This window comes from Tepidanaerobacter acetatoxydans Re1, assembly GCF_000328765.2.
GTDB classification, from domain to species: domain Bacteria; phylum Bacillota; class Thermosediminibacteria; order Thermosediminibacterales; family Tepidanaerobacteraceae; genus Tepidanaerobacter; species Tepidanaerobacter acetatoxydans.
In genome coordinates, this window is sequence record NC_019954.2 from 1,877,923 (window position 1) to 1,893,631 (window position 15,709).

Annotated in this window: 15 protein-coding genes; 3 read left to right on the top strand and 12 right to left on the bottom strand. The window is 39.2% G+C overall.

Annotated features, from left to right (window positions below; translation table 11 throughout):
• The first annotated feature begins 53 nt into the window (after positions 1-53).
• From TEPIRE1_RS09065 to TEPIRE1_RS09075, 3 genes are read left to right on the top strand one after another with little or no spacing between them, the layout of a single operon-like run.
• Positions 54-656, top strand: coding sequence for a DUF308 domain-containing protein (locus TEPIRE1_RS09065; RefSeq protein ID WP_013778871.1), 603 nt, complete (start codon positions 54-56; stop codon positions 654-656).
• Positions 653-1,336, top strand: coding sequence for an ABC transporter ATP-binding protein (locus TEPIRE1_RS09070; protein WP_013778872.1), 684 nt, complete (start codon positions 653-655; stop codon positions 1,334-1,336). Before TEPIRE1_RS09065 ends, TEPIRE1_RS09070 begins: the two co-directional genes overlap by 4 nt.
• Positions 1,333-3,651, top strand: coding sequence for an FtsX-like permease family protein (locus tag TEPIRE1_RS09075; RefSeq protein ID WP_013778873.1), 2,319 nt, complete (start codon positions 1,333-1,335; stop codon positions 3,649-3,651). Before TEPIRE1_RS09070 ends, TEPIRE1_RS09075 begins: the two co-directional genes overlap by 4 nt.
• A gap of 77 nt (positions 3,652-3,728) precedes the next feature.
• Here the strand turns inward: TEPIRE1_RS09075 and TEPIRE1_RS09080 are convergent, their stop codons facing one another.
• The 12 genes from TEPIRE1_RS09080 to aroE all read right to left on the bottom strand — a co-directional run bounded on the left by TEPIRE1_RS09080 (position 3,729) and on the right by aroE (position 15,671).
• On the bottom strand, positions 3,729-5,690 hold the full coding sequence (locus tag TEPIRE1_RS09080; RefSeq protein WP_013778874.1) for an FAD-binding protein: 1,962 nt from the start codon (positions 5,688-5,690) through the stop codon (positions 3,729-3,731).
• Positions 5,691-5,843: 153 nt separating this feature from the next.
• Entirely contained in the window at positions 5,844-6,938 is a 1,095-nt protein-coding gene (locus tag TEPIRE1_RS09085) for a zinc-binding dehydrogenase (RefSeq protein WP_013778875.1), read from the bottom strand.
• Positions 6,939-6,987: 49 nt separating this feature from the next.
• Positions 6,988-7,365, bottom strand: a complete 378-nt coding sequence (locus tag TEPIRE1_RS09090) for a cupin domain-containing protein (protein ID WP_013778876.1) — start codon at positions 7,363-7,365, stop codon at positions 6,988-6,990.
• Between the two features lies 1 nt (position 7,366).
• Positions 7,367-8,149 (bottom strand): 5-deoxy-glucuronate isomerase, encoded by a 783-nt coding sequence (locus TEPIRE1_RS09095; RefSeq protein WP_013778877.1) that lies wholly within the window; start codon positions 8,147-8,149, stop codon positions 7,367-7,369.
• An 11-nt stretch (positions 8,150-8,160) separates the two neighbouring features.
• On the bottom strand, positions 8,161-8,943 hold the full coding sequence (locus tag TEPIRE1_RS09100) for an enoyl-CoA hydratase/isomerase family protein (protein WP_013778878.1): 783 nt from the start codon (positions 8,941-8,943) through the stop codon (positions 8,161-8,163).
• A gap of 13 nt (positions 8,944-8,956) precedes the next feature.
• Entirely contained in the window at positions 8,957-10,516 is a 1,560-nt protein-coding gene (locus tag TEPIRE1_RS09105) for an acyl CoA:acetate/3-ketoacid CoA transferase (protein WP_013778879.1), read from the bottom strand.
• Positions 10,517-10,527: 11 nt separating this feature from the next.
• Entirely contained in the window at positions 10,528-10,941 is a 414-nt protein-coding gene (locus tag TEPIRE1_RS09110) for a MaoC family dehydratase (RefSeq protein WP_013778880.1), read from the bottom strand.
• 12 nt (positions 10,942-10,953) lie between these two features.
• On the bottom strand, positions 10,954-11,766 hold the full coding sequence (locus tag TEPIRE1_RS09115) for a sugar phosphate isomerase/epimerase family protein (RefSeq protein WP_013778881.1): 813 nt from the start codon (positions 11,764-11,766) through the stop codon (positions 10,954-10,956).
• A gap of 26 nt (positions 11,767-11,792) precedes the next feature.
• On the bottom strand, positions 11,793-13,082 hold the full coding sequence (locus TEPIRE1_RS09120; RefSeq protein ID WP_013778882.1) for a TRAP transporter large permease: 1,290 nt from the start codon (positions 13,080-13,082) through the stop codon (positions 11,793-11,795).
• Between the two features lie 14 nt (positions 13,083-13,096).
• Complete coding sequence (locus tag TEPIRE1_RS09125; RefSeq protein WP_013778883.1) at positions 13,097-13,555, bottom strand: TRAP transporter small permease; 459 nt, start codon at positions 13,553-13,555, stop codon at positions 13,097-13,099.
• Positions 13,556-13,648: 93 nt separating this feature from the next.
• Positions 13,649-14,674, bottom strand: coding sequence for a TRAP transporter substrate-binding protein (locus tag TEPIRE1_RS09130; protein WP_013778884.1), 1,026 nt, complete (start codon positions 14,672-14,674; stop codon positions 13,649-13,651).
• A 124-nt stretch (positions 14,675-14,798) separates the two neighbouring features.
• On the bottom strand, positions 14,799-15,671 hold the full coding sequence (gene aroE / locus TEPIRE1_RS09135; protein ID WP_013778885.1) for a shikimate dehydrogenase: 873 nt from the start codon (positions 15,669-15,671) through the stop codon (positions 14,799-14,801).
• Positions 15,672-15,709 lie beyond the last annotated feature (38 nt).

Below are 15,709 nucleotides of genomic sequence, written 5' to 3' on the forward strand. Positions count from 1 at the left end.
TGGGAGTAAGATAAGAGTATTACCCTACCTTATATAGAAAGGTGGGATTTATTTTGAGTGCATTATTATTTAAAAATTTTACAAAGTATGCACTGCTTCGGGCGGCATTTTGGGGAATCATGGGGATTATTCTGTTCGCCCTGCCGGACTTTTTCCTTGACGGGATGTTCTATGCGATTGTCGGATATATGCTTGTGGATGGTATCTTGCGTATTGTGGATTTTGTCCGGGAGAGTGCCGCGAATCACATTCACGAAAAGAAAGCGGGTTCGCCTCTTCGCTATTTTAGTCTCGTGGTTGCTGTTTTGCTGCTTGTGGTAGTAATCCATTCCATTATCTTTAGAGATTTGCTGATTCAAGTAACCCCTGTCTATCTTGGTGGATTACTGCTGCTCAGGGGTATCCTTTATTTTGTAATCGCCCTGTGCGCAAATACATTCATGCAAAGGGGGCTTCTGGTTGCTCTTTCTGGAATTGTCTTTTTGGGCGGTGCAGCTGTCCTCGTCTTTACATTTGGATTTGGCATTGGTGGTATTCCCGGACTTATAAAGGTTTCCGGTGCCGCTTTGCTGCTCGCCTGCTTATATGAATTGGCAGCATACCTCGTCTACCGAAAGAATCTAGGCAACCGATCAAATGAGGAGGATATACAATGAATTTATTGGAAGTAAATGCTGTTAGCAAAACCTATGGTACAGGGGAAGCCGCAGTCAACGCATTAAAGAATGTCAGTTTTTCCGTTCCCAAAGGGGAATTTGTCGCCATTGTTGGTGAATCGGGTTCCGGGAAAAGCACACTCTTGAATATGATAGGGGCGCTCGATACGCCTACGTCCGGGAATGTTCTGATAGACGGCAAGGATATATTCCGCATGAGCGACGAAAAACTTACTATTTTTCGTCGTCGTAACATAGGCTTTATCTTTCAGGCATATAACCTTATTCCCGAACTCAACGTTGAGCAGAATATCACTTTTCCCGTATTGCTCGATTATAAAAAGCCGGATAAGGCGTATGTAGAGGAAATTCTTACAGTCCTTTCTCTGCAGGACAGACGAAACCACCTACCCCGGCAGTTATCTGGCGGGCAGCAACAGCGTGTGGCGATTGGCCGCGCTTTGATTACCCGCCCCATGTTGATACTTGCAGACGAGCCGACCGGCAATTTGGACAGCCAAAACTCGAGCGAGGTAATTTCTCTTCTGAAAACAGCATCCAAACGCTACCAACAGACAATTATCATGATTACGCATAATCGTAGTATTGCTTCCACGGCTGACCGTGTACTGCAAATGTCGGACGGCGTATTAACCGATTTGGGGGGATACGCCGAATGAAGAGTTATCTCGGTCTTGTTTCAGAATATGCGAAAGCACACAAAAACAAAAACAGGCTGACGGTGATTTGTATTGCGATATCCGTCATGCTGGTAACTGCGATTTTCGGCATGGCTGACATGAGCCTGAAATCGCAAAAAGAGGAAACTATCCGCCGATATGGAAACTGGCACGCTATATTTACGGATATATCAGACAGCACAGCGGAAGAAATAAGCAGCCGTGATGATGTGAACGTATCAAGCTGGCTGGGCTTGATCGATGAAACAACCTATCATGGGAAAGAATTGGTTGTGCAGAGCAGCAGTAAAGAACTTGCCGAGCAAATGAACATGGTTGTTACCGAGGGCCATTATCCTGTTGCCGCGCAGGAAGCCTTGCTTGACAAGCAGGGTCTTGAACAATTTGGCCTTTCCATTGGAGATACGATAGAAATTACCTTTCCTGACGGTCCAGTGCGGCAGTATACGATTACCGGGACTTTTGGGGACTATTCCATCCTGAAAGGGTCAGACGCTCACGGCTTACAGTTATCAACAGAGGGTATGCGTGCGCTTCCTGCCGATTTGTACAAAGAATATTATTATGTTCAATTCGACGATAGAGTGAACATCAATGGAGCGATTGCAGATATTAAGGCAAAGTATAGCATAAGTGACGAACAGGTTTCCACAAACACCATGCTTCTTGGGTTGATGGGGCAATCAAACGACACGACCATGCAGGAAATATATCTTACGGCCGGAATACTGTTTATTCTTGTCGCTATGGCCGGGACTTTTATGATTGCAAGCAGCTTCAACATGAGTATATTGGAGAGAACACAATTTTTTGGACTTTTGCGTTGTCTTGGCGCTACGAAAAAACAGGTAAAACGGTATATCCAGCTGGAGGGCTTGCAATATTGTGCAAAAGCAATCCCCGTTGGATTGTTGTCCGGGTGCGTGATATTATGGGCGGCAATGTTCGTCTTAAACAAACTCAACTCGCAGTATCTTCCTGCAATGCCGACATTTCAAATAAGCTGGCTTGGGATTGCAGCCGGAACGATATTAGGGGTCTTGGTAGTAATGATAGCTTCCAATTCCCCCGCAAAACGCGCCGCAAGGGTATCCCCGCAGGCCGCTATAACTGGAAATATCAATCAGACGAATAACCAAGCGGTGAATAAAGCGTCCAATACAAAACTGTTCCATGTAGATACGGCAATGGGTATTCGTCACGCTTTTTCCAATAAAAAAAGCATGGTATTAATTGCTGGTTCTTTTGCACTCAGCATAGTCCTGTTCTTGTGCTTTACAATCTTAATTACCTTTATGAATCATGCGTTAAATCCCTTAAAGCCTTATGCGCCGGATTTATCTATTGAGGGAACGCAGGATACCGTTCTGCTCGACCGTTCGCTCAAGCAAGAAATAAATGCGCTTCCGCATATTGAGAATATATATGGCCGTATGTTTTGTACGGACATTCCTGCAAATGACAAGCAGGATACCAATATGGCTACACTGGTTTCCTATGACGAACCTCAATTTGCGTGGGCGAAAGATTCGCTTATTTTCGGCAGCATTGACAATGTGCAAAATGGCAGCGGTGTATTGGTTGATTACGGATATTCACAGGAATTTAACTGGCAGATTGGAGATATGATTACACTGAACATTGACGGGAAACCGCATGAAGTACAGGTTGCGGGTATTCTTTCTGATGTACCGTTTGATTCGTCTAATGGGGAATGGATTATAATTTGCTCTGAAAACACTTTCACAGCTTTAACCGGAATAGATAGCTACAAGGTTATTGATATACAGGTTAGGCAGGACATTTCCGAGCAAGTTAGAAGCCTGATTACACCGGAAATGAAACTTCTGGATTTACAGCAGCAAAACAACGAAGTACGCACAGGTTATTTTGCAATGGCGGTATTTGTCTACGGATTTTTGATGGTCATTGCACTTGTTGCTCTGATTAACATTATCAATACGGTAAATGCAAGTGTTTCAAGTAGAATAAACAATTATGGAATGATGCGTGCGGTAGGCATGTCAGGTAAACAGCTTAAAAAAATGGTAGCAGCCGAGGCTGCCGCTTACGCAATATCCGGCAGCCTTGCGGGTGGCATTTTAGGGCTAATCTTACACCGTTTCTTTTTTGGAATGTTAATTACATCAAATTGGGGAGAGCTTTGGCAGCCGCCCCTTGCGGTTCTGGTCGTTACCGTTTCAGTCGCAGTCCTGACGACCTTTATTGCAGTGATTTCACCAACAAGGAAAATTGAAAAAATGAGTATTTTTAATGTTGTGAACGCAGGATAGAACAAATCGGATACGTTCTTTTTGCACCGAGTCATACGGCAGGTGCACCACAACGTGAATCTCTACAGGATAATAGGTCAATATATATTGCCGTTTTTCCGGTAAGTTCGCCATACATTTTCAAAGAAGTCATCATCTTTAGGAATCTGGCGAACTTTACGCCAGATAAATTCACATTTGCCGTTTTGGTAAATAACTTCCTGCACCATATCTCCTCTTGTACCGTCATCAAGGGTGAATGTGAAAAGATCCGGCAGGGCATCATGAGGTTTTATACCGTTTTTGTCTGTGTATAGTGCGGAACCACGGCTTTTGCCACCGCATCTTACATAATCTAACATCGCTTCAAGGTAAACATACTGGCTTAAAAGCATGTCATGTAAGCGGTATACCCGGCAAAGGCCGGATGCGGAAGAAACTTTTACAGTCTTATTAAAATTCATAAGTTCATTCCTTACTTCTTCGGCTGCTTTTGCAATATTTTCTATACTGCGAATTGCACCACCGAAACGGCTCATGCGTTTTGCCGCATTATCCCAGATTTCTCTTACATTGTCACAATCTGAAAATACTGCTTCACCCATAGTAATGGCATCGGCAATTGCATATGCGGCTTGCCCGGCAAATACTGCAGAATCTGCCGGAGCACCCTTGCGATTTGCGGCAATGTACTGAGCTGCCCTTGTAGAACCTACCTGACCGGCATTTAGTGCCGTCCCGCCCGGACGATATACGCCGTGGCTTGCGCTTACTTCACCTGCGGCAAAAAATCCTTCAATATTCGTCTGCCACCATTTATTAATCGAAAGACCTCCATTATTGTGCTGGGCACAGACTGCAATTTCCAAAGGCTCACTTGTAAGATCAACGCCCTTTTCTTTGTAGAACTTTACTGCAGGAGCATTCATATGCATAAGCCTTTCAATCGGCGTGCCAAAGGTTGCCCCAGATTTTTCCAAATAGTCCTTTGCCTCAGATGAAAGCTTGGAGAAATCTATCATACTATCGCCGGGATTACGGCTAAAATCAAGGAAAACCCGCCGTCCTTTTATGCAGGTTTCAATATATACGAGAATATCTATAATTGACGAACCATTACTGACCTTGCGGACATCAAAAGGCCACTGATAACCCTTCAGAAATATCTTTGAAAGCATATCACCCTTATATTTGAAAAAATCCGCAAGGAACTCTCTCTCATCATTGCCGTTTTTATCAGTAGATATAAATCTCGGAAGTACCTGCATGTATGTGCCTGATACGTTCCAGCGGGGTTTCACCGAGGCTAATCCATACTGCCATTCGGTAAGGTTTTTGCCCATAATACCTGCCTCAAAGGCAATCCCTGAAGCTCCTCTCTGGCTGAAGGGATAAACCGAGTCGGCATACATGCCAGCAGGACCGCCTGCGGCGTATATTACATTTTTGCAGTTAAATGCCACATATCTTCGATTTGGGTTCTGTGAATTTTGAACATCCAGGCATAGAAGGCCTAATAGTTTATTGCCGTCGGTTAAGATTTTAATTACCTGCATTTTATCAAAAATCTTGATGTTTTTTTGTTTTACCGAATTTTCAAGACATTTTGTCATATACTTCGAAGTGTACGGGCCTGCAGATGTGGCGCGCCGCTTCGGGTCATGGTCGGTTTTATAGCCCACATACTCTCCGTATCTGTTTCGAGGAAATGGCACGCCGAGCTCTGCCAGTTTTAGAAAACACTGAGTGGACAGTGCCGCCTCACACAGTGCTATATCTCCGTCAACACACAGACCCTCGAATAGTGTTTCGGCAAAGTCATATACGGAATCAGGCTCACTGCCGGCCAGTGTCAGCTTATAGTAGGTTTGTTTGTCAGAGCCTGTATTGCGCGATGTACCTGCTTTTAAATTCTCTGTCACTATTGCAATATCCTTTTGACCGAAAGCCGATAATCTATCCGCTGCATTAAGGCCTGCTGCGCCTGTGCCGACAACTACTGTATTAAGAGAATACACTTTAATGTCATATCCCATTATTTTAATTGACGATTCGATCACGCTATCACCTCATTTCTAAGCACACAACATATGTCACCTACAGCCTCTGTATGTGGAATCCGCCATCCACATCAATATAGCTGCCCTACGAGCAGCACCGCCGCTGACTATAAAAATTATAATTCATTGGTTTCGGCAGAGACTTCCAGCAGATTATGGTATTAGTACTGCTTTAACTGCCTCCTTATTTTCCATAACGCGTAAAGCCTCATTTACTTCATTCAATTTGAAGCGATGCGTTATCATTTTTTCAAAAGTGTTTAAGTTGCCTAGAATTAAATTCAGTGCTTGATGGGTATGTCTTGTAGCACTTACCCAAACACCTTGGATTTTAATATTTTTATGGACAAGATCAGTGTACCCATCAAATTCTATGGTTCCCATGGGCTGTCCAAATCCAATGGATACATATGTTCCTGCGGGTCTTATCAAATCTAAGCCTTCACGAAGTGCTTCAGGATATCCTACCGCCTCGATTGCAAAATCTACACCTCGATTGCCGGTTAACTTCATGATAATATTCTTTCGCTCCTCTATACTTAGTTTACTTCTATTTAAAATTACGGTTGCTCCAAATTCTTTGCACATATTAAGCCTAGTTTCAGAGCCGCCGATAACAATTATTTCTTTTGCACCGGAAGCTTTAGCAAAAGCTACACTAAACAAACCAATTGGCCCAGGTCCTTGAACTAATACAATATCAGATGTATCAGGTCTTATCATATCAAATCCATGGGCAGTAGTTGCTCCTGAACATGAAGCTGCCACTAATACAGCCGGATCAGCTTCTTTTGATATTTTAAAAATATCGGTACCTTCACGCAAAATAATGTATTCGGCATAGCAACCATTTAGGTAAGGAAATTCGTTTCTAGATATATTGATTCCGTAAACTTTTCTATCAGTACATAAGGAGGGCTCGTTTAATACAGCACAATAATAGCAATGACCACAACTTATTCCTCTATTCCATAATATAGCATCTCCAATGCTCAAGCTTTCGCCTTCTACGGTTTTTAAGTCACCATTGATTTCGACTATTTCTCCTACACCTTCATGACCTAAAATCATTGGAAGTTTTAATCTCGGATCCTGGCCCTTCCACATATGAACATCGGATCCACATACTCCGGCTGCTTTTATCTTAACAAGCATTTCATTTTGCCTTAGTTCCGGAATCTCAATTTTTTCCGGAACTAAGGGTTTATTAAAATCTTTAAGAATATAAGCTAAGCATTTCATCCCCATTTATTTTTCTCCTCTCTATGTTTATAACGTTTATAACAAGGTTTGTTCCTTACTTTATTTCTCCATTTAGCTCTTGTTTCCAATGTTCCACTATACTTTTCGGTGAATAACAAAAAACCATTATCATGTTATCGTCCGAAGTGTTTTCTAAAATATGCGTTGAGTTTGGTGGTATATATACGTAGCTTCCTTCCGTCACGCGCTCACTCTCATTATCAATGGAAATCATACCGCTTCCGGACACTATAAGATATACTTCTTCTTGTTCATGGGAATGAAGAGGCACTGAACCTCCAGCGTATATTGTTACATGTCCCATAACAAAATTTTGTGCTTCCATCGGAGCATCAGGTCCTACTATAACTCTTGTTAATCTGCCTGCCGGGAATTTCGTTCCTTTTACATTGTAAACATTATTGATTTTCATATTATTTACCTCCCCTGAAACGCTTATCAAAATTAACTTTAGAAAAATTTCTATCTTCGCTTTCATTTAATGAAGCCATAATAAAGATGTAGCTTAGTTTGGTATTAGGCCCCGCAACATTCGGATGAAAGCCACTAGGAATCGCTACAGCTGAACCGTTCAGCACAGTTTTGCATACTTCCGGATTGGTTATATCCTTGGAGTATACCATTTGAATCCCAAATTGAGGATATGGCATGTCAAAAAATATATATAGTTCTTCTCTCTTGTCTCCATGCTCGTGAGGAGGCCAACTCGTCCAATTGCCACTATCTCCTATGGTTATACCTGCCAGCAATCTAGATGCATTAACCTTTTTTGATATTATTTGATGGACTTCTCTTTTGGTAGAATTCTCCCTTTCACCGGCAATCATATAGGTATCTTGATCCCTCTTGATATCGTCAAAATATAGGACTTTTGGAATTGAAACGATATTCGACGGCGTTGAAAACCATACTAGCTGAACTTCATTATTTGAAGTAACCTTAACTTTACTATTTGGTGATATAAATAGCCCATCATATTTTGCTATGGCCTTACATTTAGTTTCTATTTCAACTGTTGCATTACCCTTTATGCAGAATAGACCCATTTCCTCCTGTTTTGTATTAACAACATTACTGTCATTAATCAATGTTAATGTCCCACTGGATATATATTTTAACGGTGAGTTTTCAGGATTAACAATGGTGTTGAAACCGGTTCTTTCAAATTCATATTCAAAAAATATATTCTTATCCATCGGATTAGGCCTTACTTTCCTTCAAATTTAGGCTTACGCTTTTCCACAAATGCTTTTACGCCCTCTTTTGTATCTTCGGTTGTGAAGCAATAAGCCAAAGCCAGTGCATCTCTAGAGGGGTTAATGCAATTGTTGTTAATAGCCACATCATTGATAATATGTTTATCTATCTCCATGGTTATAGGCGCTTTTTGCGCTATTTCTTCAGCAATTTTTAACGCTCCGTCTCTCAGCTCTTCTATACTATTAAAAACCTCAGTCACTAAACCATATTCCAATGCCTGTTGTGCATTAATAAATATACCCCTGTAAACCATATTTTTAGCTCGACCTGCTCCGATCGTTCTAGTTAGCCTGCCCGGACCTCCCCAACCAGGTATTACGCCCAGTTTTATTTCCGGTAGACCAAATTTGGCATTTTGCGAACATATTCTGATATCATTACACAAGGCTAGCTCTAAACCTCCACCTAGGGTATATCCGTTAATAGCCGCAATAGTAGGAATCCTTAATTGTTCTAACTTAGAAAATACTTTATGCCCTACATCGATTAAATATTTTGCATCCTTCGGACTCATGGTAGACAATTGATCTATATCTGCACCAGCTATAAAGGATTTTTCTCCAGCTCCTGTAATTACAAGAACCCGAATCTCCTTGTCTTCTTCAACCTTTGTCAATATGTCGTCTAATTCTTCTACCATCGTAGTGTTTAAAGCATTCATAAATTTAGGCCTGTTAATACTCAGAATTGCCACATGACCTACCTTTTCCAAATTCCAACCTTCATTCACTTGAAATTCCTCCTTAATAATTTTTAATTATGTTTTTTAAATTTATATTGTCTTCATGGAATATGCTAACATCCATGATTTTTAAATTATCATCTATTATCGGTTTAAAATCCATCTTTTGAATGATATCTTTTTCCAAGTCTATACCTGGTGCGATTTCTATCAATGTTAAACCTTCTTCGGTTAATTCAAATATCGCCCTTTCAGTAACATATATTACCTTTTGGTTAATCTCTTTTGCATATTCTCCACTAAAGGTAATCTGCTCCACGTTTTTTATAAATTTCTTATGTTTTCCTTCATTTAAAATTGATAGTTTTCCGTCTTTAACCTCTACTTTTAACCCACCAGCAGTAAAAGTCCCGCAAAAAACAACCTTCTTTGCCGATTGAGATATGTCTATGAAGCCGCCGCATCCGGCAATATTTGGTCCAAATTTACTTACATTAACATTTCCATCCATATCAGCTTGTGCAAGTCCCAAAAAGGTTATATCTAGACCGCCACCGCTATAAAAGTCAAACTGTGAGGGTTCATCAATCATAGATGCAGGATTTGTAGCTACTCCGAATATATCCCCTTGAGCAGGCACTCCGCCGACTATACCCTGTTCAATTGTTAGCGTTAAGTACTCACTTACACCTTCTTCCGCAGCTACTGCTGCTACACCATCCGGCATACCAAAACCGAGATTTACCACGGCTCCGGGAAATAATTCCATGGCAGCCCGTCGAGCTATAACTTTTCGTTGATTTAATGGCATGGGATTAAGTTGACCTAAAGGTATTTTTACTTGTCCGCTAAAACCGGGATTAAATTCCCCCTCACTCGTTTGCCACTGTCCCTTGTCTTGCACAACCGCATCTACTAAAATGCCGGGGATTTTAACATCTTTTGGATTTAATGTGCCGGCTTTGGCGATATGCTTTACTTGGCATATAACCTTTCCGCCTGAATTTCTAGCAGCTTGGGCTAATGCTAACACCTCTAAAAACACTGCTTCTTCTTCCATCGATATATTTCCATCCTCATCAGCTGTAGTACCTCTGATTATTGCAACATCTATGGGAAAAGCTTTATATAGTAGATATTCTTTACCGTCTTTTACAATTAGTTCGACCAAATCTTCTGTAGTTACCTTATTTAGTTTTCCGCCTTCAACTCGCGGGTCTACAAAGGTCTTTAATCCTATGTGAGTTAGTAATCCCGGCCTTTTTGCAGCAATTTCCCGATAAAGTTGTGTCATTACACCTTGTGGTAAATTATAAGCTTCTATTTTGTTGTTATTTGCAAGTTCTGCCATTCTTGGAGACCATCCCCAATGGCCACCAATAACCCTTTTTACCATTTTTTCATGAGCAAAACGGTTTGTCCCGGTGGATTTTTTGTCACCAAGTCCCGTTGCATGAACAAAAGTCATATCACATGGATGACCTGTTTCTAAGAAGCTTTTTTCTACCATTTCCAATAAAAGACCCGGTTCTAAGACAGCACCTCCAGAGCCCGTAGTGGCAACTGTATCTCCGTCGTTAATCAGTTTTACCGCTTCTTCAGGAGTAAAAAGTTTTTTCATTTGGATCCTCCTTATAAAAATTTAAGAATATGCGTTCCTACTGTACAGAGTTCTCCATTTTGATTCGTAATTTCTATCTCTGAAAATGTTTTATTGTTTTCGTAATCTACTTCAAAGCAAGTATATGTTACTGTTATTGTATCTCCAATAAATATAGGTTTTAAAAACCTTATTTTGTCGTATCCATATGATACACATGGTGACGTAGACATTTCTGCAAATTTTGTTGAAGCTGTTGACGAAATCCCTATAGATAAAACTCCATGTGCTATCCTTTTTTTGTAATGTGTTCGTTTCATATATTCGGCATCTATATGATTTGGCGAAAAATCACCTGTAATCCCCGCAAATAAGTATATATCAGATTCACTGATAGTTTTTGAGAAAACAGCGCTCTGGCCTGGATGAAAAGATATCTTACTCATTATGCACCCTCCTTACGGTAATTTCCTTTTTAAATAACTTATAGTTTCAAAGGCCGCCGGATCAGGATCTTTACAGTATTGAAATCCTAATTCGGCAGTGATAAAGCCTGTATAAGCCGATTCTTTCAAACGTTCAAAGAAAATATCATGATTTATTTTGCCCGTTCCCGGAACCATATGGTCATCGGTAATTCCCATATTGTCATCAATATGAAAATGAAGCATGCTCTTATCAAACTGGTATAATACATCGGAAATTGATTCACGATTTAGATACATATGACCGGTATCAAATACAAATCCTATTTTATTGTCCACATCTTTTAAGACCTTCTTGGCATCATCCGCCGTAACTACTAAATCTGTTTCATATCTATTACCGGGCTCCATCATTATCTTAATATCTTCACCTGCATAATCTAACAGCTCATTTATGCTTTTAATCATATTTTCCCAAGCATTCTCATAACCCTGACCAAATCTACTGTGGCCAGGGCATACACTAACCAAAGGTGATCCTAATTCAACGGCTACATCTATGCTTTTTTTAAGATAATCAATGCTGCGTATACGTATAATCTCGTTATCTATAGCAATGTTTGTGGGATATCTGAACTGGGCCGGTATAAAGCCAGAAATAACTAAACCCACATCTTCAATCAATGCTCTTAAAATTTTTATTTGTTTTTCTATTAAATCATACGGATATGCATGAGGAGTTCCACCCCAAATTTCTACGCCATCATATCCAAACGCAGCTATCCTTTTAATCGCATCTTCCAATGAATAATAATAGTATAGAAATGTTGAAATGCTGTGATTCATTTCATCTCACCTACCTTTGCAGTATTTTACATTAAATTAGGAGCAAATTTGGTCGGAATGAATAAAATTAGCTTTGGAAATAATACTAATAACATTATTACTAGCAATAGAGCGATTATAAATACAAAAGTAGCTTTGAAGGCCTTTTCAATTGATATTTCTCCGATTTGTGCTGCCAACATCAAACATAAACCATATGGAGGAGTAATTAAACCTAATGCTAGTGTTACGATAACTATTACTCCTAACTGTATGGGGTTTAGGCCCAAAGATTCACCTATAGGAGCTATTATAGGTGCAAAAACAATTATAGCTGGAGTTGCATCCATAAAGGTACCTATAACAATAAAAAAACCCACTATAAACATTAAAAATAATACGGGACTTGTGGAAATGCTTGTTATAAAGCTTCCCAGCATATCAGTAACATTATAATATGCCATAATATAAGAAAATATTGTGGACGTGCCCACACAAAACAACGCTACTGAACTCATTTTTCCGGTTCTAATCAAAATCTGCCATAATTGTTTTAATGTTATGTTTCTGTATACAATAAATGCCAACAGCAGTGAGTAAACTACGGCTATTGCAGCCGCTTCAGTAGCAGTAAAAACGCCTCCAATAATACCTCCTATGATTATCAGCGGAGTCAATAATGGCAAAGCCGCTTTGCTTATTATTGCTATCCTTTCTTTTATAGGATAACTTTCTTCACGTGGGTAATCATATTTTACGGCATAATAGTAGCATATTGCCATTTGAGATGCTGCTATTAATATACCCGGAATAATTCCTCCTAAAAATAATGTTCCAACAGAGATATTTACACTTGCCGCATAAACTACGGCTGTAATGCTTGGTGGTATCACAACTCCCATGGTAGATGAAGCACAAGTCACGGCTACTGTAAAATCCCTACTATATCCTTTTTTTATCATTGCCGGAATGAGTACAGAACCGATTCCTGCTGTATCTGCTTGAGAAGAACCCGATATACCGGCAAAGATCATGCTGACCAAAACATTTACTTGGGCAAGACTACCTCTAACATGTCCGACGAGTGCGTAGCAGGCATCAATCAGCTTATCAGTAATCTTACATTCATTCATTAATTCTCCTGTCAATATAAAAAGCGGAACCGCAAGAATAACAAAACTATCTAAACCAGCAAAAATCCTTTGTGTTAGCACCCATAGCGGCAAACTCTTTTCACTGACAAACAAAAGAAATGAAGATAACCCTATGGAAAAAGAAACAGGTACGGAAAATAGTATTAATATAAAGAGAGAAACTAGTAAAAAAAGTATAATCATATATACCCTCCTCGTCAGATTATGCTATGCAATAGCTTTTCTACAATATATATAATCATAAGTAATCCTCCCACAGGTATTGCGGCATAAATCCAGATCATTCTTATATGCATTACAGGAGATACCCTTCCTAACCCCATGAGCATATACTCTTTACCATAAATCAATAGAACAAAGCTTAATGCGAGCATTGCAATATAAACAAATATGTCAAGGTACTTATGATTTTTTATTCTATCTTTTACTATAGTCACAGAAAAATGGGCATTGTTTTTAACTTGGACACTTGCTCCTATAAATACAAGCCAAATAAAGGAAAACCGAGCAACCTCGTCGGTCCATGGAATTGAAAGTCCTAAAATTCTATAAACAACCTGAATAAATACAGTTGTTGTTATAATCGCAACTAATGTACCTATTATAATATTTGAAATCTTCTCTAAAAAGTTAGTAAGTGTTGCCAAAGTTGACATGATTATTACCTCCTCCTTTTTAACGAGCTCCTAAAATTTAGGAGCTCGTTTATTTTTTTGTAGTCCATAGTTTTACATATTTTATTAAGTAAGTTATTTTAATTCTTGTATCTTTTCAATTAAGCCATTGAATTGTGGTTTTAACTCATTAATTAGGGGTTCAACTACTTTTGCAAAGGCAGCTTGATCAACTGTGTTAATTTTTACCCCTTTCGCTTTCAACTCTTCAATTGTCTCTTCTTCAAACTCTGCCCAAGCTTTTATTTGGTATTCTTGAGACGCCTTAGCCGCATCCATTATTGCCTGTTGAATTTCCTCTGGCATTTCATTCCACTTTTTTAGGCTCATAATCAGCATGTCCGGGATTCTCATGTGTTCGTCCAAAGAAAAATACTTTGCAACTTCATAATGCTTCATAGTCAATAAACTTATGGGACTATTTTCTGCTCCGTCTATTACCTTCGTCTGTAAAGCTGAATAAACCTCGGCAAAAGTTGTTGTTGTAGGTATAGCCTCAAATGCTTCTATGGTTTTTATCATAACTTGACTAGGCATAACCCTTATTTTTAAACCTTTCAAATCCTCCGGTTTATTAATGGGGCGAACGCTGTTGTAAATAGAGCGAGCACCTGCCTCGTAATAGACAATGCCTTTAAGTTGTTTATTTTCAAGATCTTTAAAAATTTCTTCTCCTACGCTTCCATTTAATACCTTCCAATAATGATCAGCATCTCTGAATAAAAAAGGAACGCTGAAAATGTCCATCATGGGAGCAAAACCGCTCATATTACCTGCAGATACCCTAACAAATTCTAAAATACCTTGTTGGGCTTGTTCAATTACTTCAGTTTCTTCACCTAATTGGGCCGCAGGATAGACTTTTACCTCTACCTGACCGCCGGTGCGCTCATTTACTTCTTTGGCAAAGACATATAATGCTTCAGTCATTGGGTGTTCTGCAGGGTGATTTGTTGAAACTCTGAATGTATATTTTTGAGCCGAACCACCCTTGTCTTCTTTATTATCCGATTCTCCCGCATTGTTAATCCCGCATCCTGCTAATACACCTATAGTTAATGCAATTACAAGAAGAATTACTAGTATTTTTTTAATTGACAAATTGACAACCTCCCCTTATTAATCTTTTAAATTTTCGGCTGACACTTGTTACCTGTTACTTTATTTATTAATTAATTATTACACCCCCTCACATAATACATAGTAGGGTAATATGTTAAAACAATTAATTGTCATAGACTGAAGCTTTTGCCACCTTGAAAATGATATTTATATCCGGTTCAAGTCCAGTCCATATTTTATAAGCAGCAGCAGCTTGGTATACCAGAAGGTTTATTCCTTCAATTACTTCTAAATTCAAACTTCGAGCTTTACTTATTAAAGTAGTCTCACGGGGTTCATATATGGTTTCGTAAATTAATGTATTACTTCTCACTAATTCCCACGGCACTATATCAGCAAGGTTTCCATTGTTATACATTCCTAGAGATGTACAGTTTATAATGAGATCAGATTCTTTTATGCCTTCGTTCCATGACTTTTTATCCCAAGGTATTATTTCTACTTCTGTTTTACTTAAATGTTCTAGCCTCTTTCTAAGATTTTCAGCCTTATCAATACTTCTATTAGTCAAAAACAACTTCTTTACCCCTTTTAGTATCAACTCAGCGGCAATAGCTTTTCCCACGCCTCCCGCTCCAAAGATAAACACCCTATCCGGCAGGACTCCAACTTTATTTATTATAGACATTGAAAAGCCCGTGCAATCTGTATTATAACCCACCAAAGTACCGTTTTTATTTAAAATACAATTTACCGCACCTATAATTTCAGCTTCAGGCAACAATTTATCGCAATATTTTACAACCTCTTCTTTAAGCGGCATAGTTATACTAAGCCCCTTAATATCAAAGCTCCTTACCGCATCAATTGCGAGTTTAAGATTATTTGTATCTGTATTCAATGCGAGAAAAATTTTATCAAGATTGTTATAGCAAAATAAAGTATTATGAATAATGGGAGAGAGTGAATGACTTATAGGTGTGCCAAGAATAGCATAAATTTGTGTTTTCCCAGATACAATATGGTTTTTGTTCATTTTTTCAACCACCTAAAAATAGTTATTTTTATCCAATC

Bases quoted from the DNA above. Each gene is read 5' to 3' on its own strand.
- TEPIRE1_RS09070 (WP_013778872.1), top strand. From the start codon at position 653: ATGAATTTATTGGAAGTAAATGCTGTTAGCAAAACCTATGGTACAGGG.
- TEPIRE1_RS09075 (WP_013778873.1), top strand. From the start codon at position 1,333: ATGAAGAGTTATCTCGGTCTTGTTTCAGAATATGCGAAAGCACACAAA.
- TEPIRE1_RS09085 (WP_013778875.1), bottom strand. From the start codon at position 6,938: ATGGGGATGAAATGCTTAGCTTATATTCTTAAAGATTTTAATAAACCC.
- TEPIRE1_RS09090 (WP_013778876.1), bottom strand. From the start codon at position 7,365: ATGAAAATCAATAATGTTTACAATGTAAAAGGAACGAAATTCCCGGCA.
- TEPIRE1_RS09095 (WP_013778877.1), bottom strand. From the start codon at position 8,149: ATGGATAAGAATATATTTTTTGAATATGAATTTGAAAGAACCGGTTTC.
- TEPIRE1_RS09105 (WP_013778879.1), bottom strand. From the start codon at position 10,516: ATGAAAAAACTTTTTACTCCTGAAGAAGCGGTAAAACTGATTAACGAC.
- TEPIRE1_RS09110 (WP_013778880.1), bottom strand. From the start codon at position 10,941: ATGAGTAAGATATCTTTTCATCCAGGCCAGAGCGCTGTTTTCTCAAAA.
- TEPIRE1_RS09115 (WP_013778881.1), bottom strand. From the start codon at position 11,766: ATGAATCACAGCATTTCAACATTTCTATACTATTATTATTCATTGGAA.
- TEPIRE1_RS09120 (WP_013778882.1), bottom strand. From the start codon at position 13,082: ATGATTATACTTTTTTTACTAGTTTCTCTCTTTATATTAATACTATTT.
- TEPIRE1_RS09125 (WP_013778883.1), bottom strand. From the start codon at position 13,555: ATGTCAACTTTGGCAACACTTACTAACTTTTTAGAGAAGATTTCAAAT.
- aroE (WP_013778885.1), bottom strand. From the start codon at position 15,671: ATGAACAAAAACCATATTGTATCTGGGAAAACACAAATTTATGCTATT.